We start from the raw sequence: 3,296 nt of genomic DNA on the forward strand, positions 1-3,296 counted from the left end.
GACTATAAGCAGCGAGCTCTCCTTACTGCTGCTGGCCTTGGTGCGAATCGTCCGCAGGATGCTATTTATCCAGTAGCAATGACAGATAGTAACGGTCAGTCCCTCAATGGTGCTAATCAATATCTGATTCATTTTGGCCAAGATGAAACGCCACCTGTTAATGCGTTTTGGTCCTTAACGATGTATGACGAGCGTTTGTTTTTTGTTGCCAATCCTCTTAACCGTTATACATTAAGTCCCCGTGATAATTTAAAATATAATCAAGATGGTTCTCTTGATCTCTATATTCAGCATCAATCTCCTGGTAAAGAAAAAGAATCTAATTGGTTACCAGCACCTGCAGGGAGTTTTATTTTGATGTTTCGATTTTATTGGCCTAAGCCAGTGATTATTGATGGCCAATGGCAGCTACCAGAAGTGAAAAAAATTTAGGGTAGCGGCATTTCCATCCAATATCGATTGGATCAGAGTGGGAACTGAATTCCGCGCATAAACGCGCGGAACAGGACGTTGATTTTTTTATTTTTTCTTGACTAATTTATAAGGAATATACGCAGGTTCCCAGATATGGCTCTTGATCTTTTTTCGATGTCTTCATCTGTTAAAAAATCAGCTAAATTGGAATTAACGGCTTCTCTAGCGACAGCGAAGGCTACTTTATAGGAAACCTCTCGCACCTCGGTGAGAGGGGGGAGTAGATTAGCCTGAGGATCGTGTTTGGCGGGTGAGCAGCTTGCCAGTGCTTTGGCAGCAGCCATGAACATTTTATCGGAAACTTGTTTGGCTTTGACAGCAATCAGGCCAAGACCCATGCCTGGGAAAATATAAACATTATTGGTTTGATCTACTCGGAAAGGCTTGCCATTTTTTATAATGTTTCCAAAAGGCTGCCAGTACCAATGACAGCACGATTATCAGTCCATAACATGAGATCACTGGGTACCGCTTCACTATGCGTAATAGGATTAGAAAGAGGCATGATAATAGGTTGGGCGACATGCGCTGCCATTTCGCGAATTAATTCTTCAGTAAAGATACCTACCTGCCCAGAGACACCCACTAAGGCATTAGGGTGCAAATTTTTAATGACATCCTTTAAACTAATTATGTTTTGTTTTCACATTGCCAATTGGCAATTGCCTGTTTGGATTTTAATAATTTTTGTTGAAAAGGAAGCAAACCTTCCATTCCTTCTACTAACAAGCCATTACGATCAATCATGTAAATCCGATCCCTTGCTTCTTTTTCGGAGATACCATCATCGATCATGGCGTGTACTATTAACTCTGCTATGCCACAACCCGCTGAGCCTGCGCCCACAATCACAATACGCTGTTCGCGTAAATGGATACCTGTTACTTGTACAGCGGATAAAAGAGTACCGGTAGCGATGGCTGCGGTACCTTGTACATCATCATTGAAGGTACAGAGCTGTGTACGGTAGGTGTCTAATAGGCGCGTGGCATTTTGCAAGGCAAAATCCTCCCATTGCAAAAGAATGTGAGGGAAACGTTTTTTAATGCTTTGATGAAAGCAGCAATAAAATCATCGTATTCTTTTCCACGAATTCGTTCATGTCGCCAACCGATATACAAAGGGTCTTTAATCAGTTCAGCATTGTTCGTACCAGTATCGAGTAAAATGGGTAGTGTTGCGGATGGGTGTATTCCTGAGCAAGCACAATACAAAGCAAGTTTACCGATGGGAATCCCCATGCCGCCTGCACCTTGATCGCCCAAACCTAAAATACGTTCACCATCCGATACCACGATGGCTTTTACTTTATCAAAACGTGGATTTGCCAAGATTTGATCAATGCGGTCGCGGTAAGGGTAAGCGATAAAAATGCCGCGTGGGCGACGGTAAATGTGGCTAAAATGAATACAGGCGTCACCCACTATAGGTGTATAAACAATTGGCATCATTTCGGTGATATGCTCATTAAGTAAGCTGTAATAGAGCGTTTCGTTTGAATCCTGTAAGTCGCGTAGATAAATATACTTTTCCAGATCACTGCCCTTATTTTTAAAGGCTGCATAAGAGCGGGCACGCTGATCAGCAATATGACTTTCCTCTGGCGGCAAAAGCCCAAATAAATGGAATTCTTCACGCTCTTCCTTAGTAAATCCTGAACCTTTATTCAGTATGGGATTCGTAATAAGTCGGTAATCGGTAACATAAACCTCACAATAGGGGTTTCCATCTTTATCCAGGCAATGCGTGTAGTCCATTGAATCTTCTCCCTTATTAAATGCCAATGTCAGGTAGATCTTAATTAAAAATAGCGTTATCTCTTTCCAGTTCGATTCTTTATAAAGAATAAACCTTTCTTGCATTTATTTCGAATTATAGAGGGATATTTTTGTTACCTAATTTCGATGCTGTTAACATTTCTGGCATGAAATGAGCTTAGATAAATGAAGTCTTATTTCGCTATAAGGGACTTAAGCCTGTTGATTGGCTATATTCGTAGATAGGCAAAGGACGGTTGTTAAATGAATCGAGAGCGTTTAGCGGCATTTCCATATTGGCCACATATTATTACGCTGACAATTATTGTATTGGCTTTTGCCGGTTATCGTTTTTTTGCCTATTATTATACCCGTTCTGACGATGCTTATGTCTCAGCACATGTGATTAACATGGCTGCTCTTGTTGCCGGCCCCATTAGCAAAATTTATGTCTGTGAAAACCAAACTGTAAAAAAAGGACAGAAATTAATTGAGATTGATCCCAGACCTTATAAATACGCTATGGATAAAGCCTGGGCTGAGTTACAGATTGCTAAGCTTGAGTATGAGAATGAACGATTGGCGATCAAGGTAGCACACGATAAATTGCAGCAAAATCAGGATATGCTTGCATTAAGCCGTGATCACTATCAACGTTACAGTAAATTGCAACAGCGTGGTGATATTCCCGAAATTCGATTAATTAATGTGGAATCCAAAATTCAAGAACAGGAAGCGATGGTACTTAGTGCGGCACAAGAGTTGCAAATAGCGCAACAGAATTTTGATGATAATAAAGTCATAGCCGCAAAGGCAGTTTATGAGAAAGCACGCTACATGTATGAGCATACTACGGTTCTTGCGCCCACAGATGGCTACGTTACTAATTTCAATTTGCGGCACGGTCAATATATTAGTATCGGAGAAGGCTTATTTGCTGTAGTCGATACTAAACGCTGGTGGGTCGTAACACGTTATAGGGAAACCGTTATTCGACTAATTAAACCGGGTGATAAAGCAAAGATTATGCTTGATATGTACCCTGGTAAAGTTTTTCACGGGCAT

Annotated in this window: 4 protein-coding genes and 1 pseudogene; 2 read left to right on the plus strand and 3 right to left on the minus strand. The window is 41.0% G+C overall.

What is annotated here, in order from left to right; translation table 11 throughout:
- A partial coding sequence (locus tag BN58_RS27400; protein WP_040916801.1) for a DUF1214 domain-containing protein occupies window positions 1-432 on the plus strand: 432 nt, incomplete at its 5' end.
- Between the two features lie 101 nt (window positions 433-533).
- On the opposite strand, the pseudogene BN58_RS38120 reads toward BN58_RS27400, so the two are convergent.
- The 3 genes and pseudogenes from BN58_RS38120 to maeA form a co-directional block, all read right to left on the minus strand.
- A pseudogene (locus BN58_RS38120) lies at window positions 534-1,060 on the minus strand (malic enzyme-like NAD(P)-binding protein).
- A 44-nt stretch (window positions 1,061-1,104) separates the two neighbouring features.
- Window positions 1,105-1,473 (minus strand): malic enzyme-like NAD(P)-binding protein, encoded by a 369-nt coding sequence (locus tag BN58_RS35425; RefSeq protein ID WP_019218211.1) that lies wholly within the window; start codon window positions 1,471-1,473, stop codon window positions 1,105-1,107.
- Entirely contained in the window at window positions 1,449-2,231 is a 783-nt protein-coding gene (gene maeA, locus BN58_RS35430; protein WP_232220823.1) for an oxaloacetate-decarboxylating malate dehydrogenase, read from the minus strand. Before maeA ends, BN58_RS35425 begins: the two co-directional genes overlap by 25 nt.
- 264 nt (window positions 2,232-2,495) lie before the next feature.
- Between maeA and BN58_RS27410 the strand changes: the two genes are divergently transcribed.
- Window positions 2,496-3,296 (plus strand): HlyD family secretion protein (locus BN58_RS27410; RefSeq protein WP_019218213.1); only part of this gene is annotated, 801 nt, incomplete at its 3' end.

The organism is Legionella tunisiensis, assembly GCF_000308315.1.
Lineage (GTDB): Bacteria > Pseudomonadota > Gammaproteobacteria > Legionellales > Legionellaceae > Tatlockia > Tatlockia tunisiensis.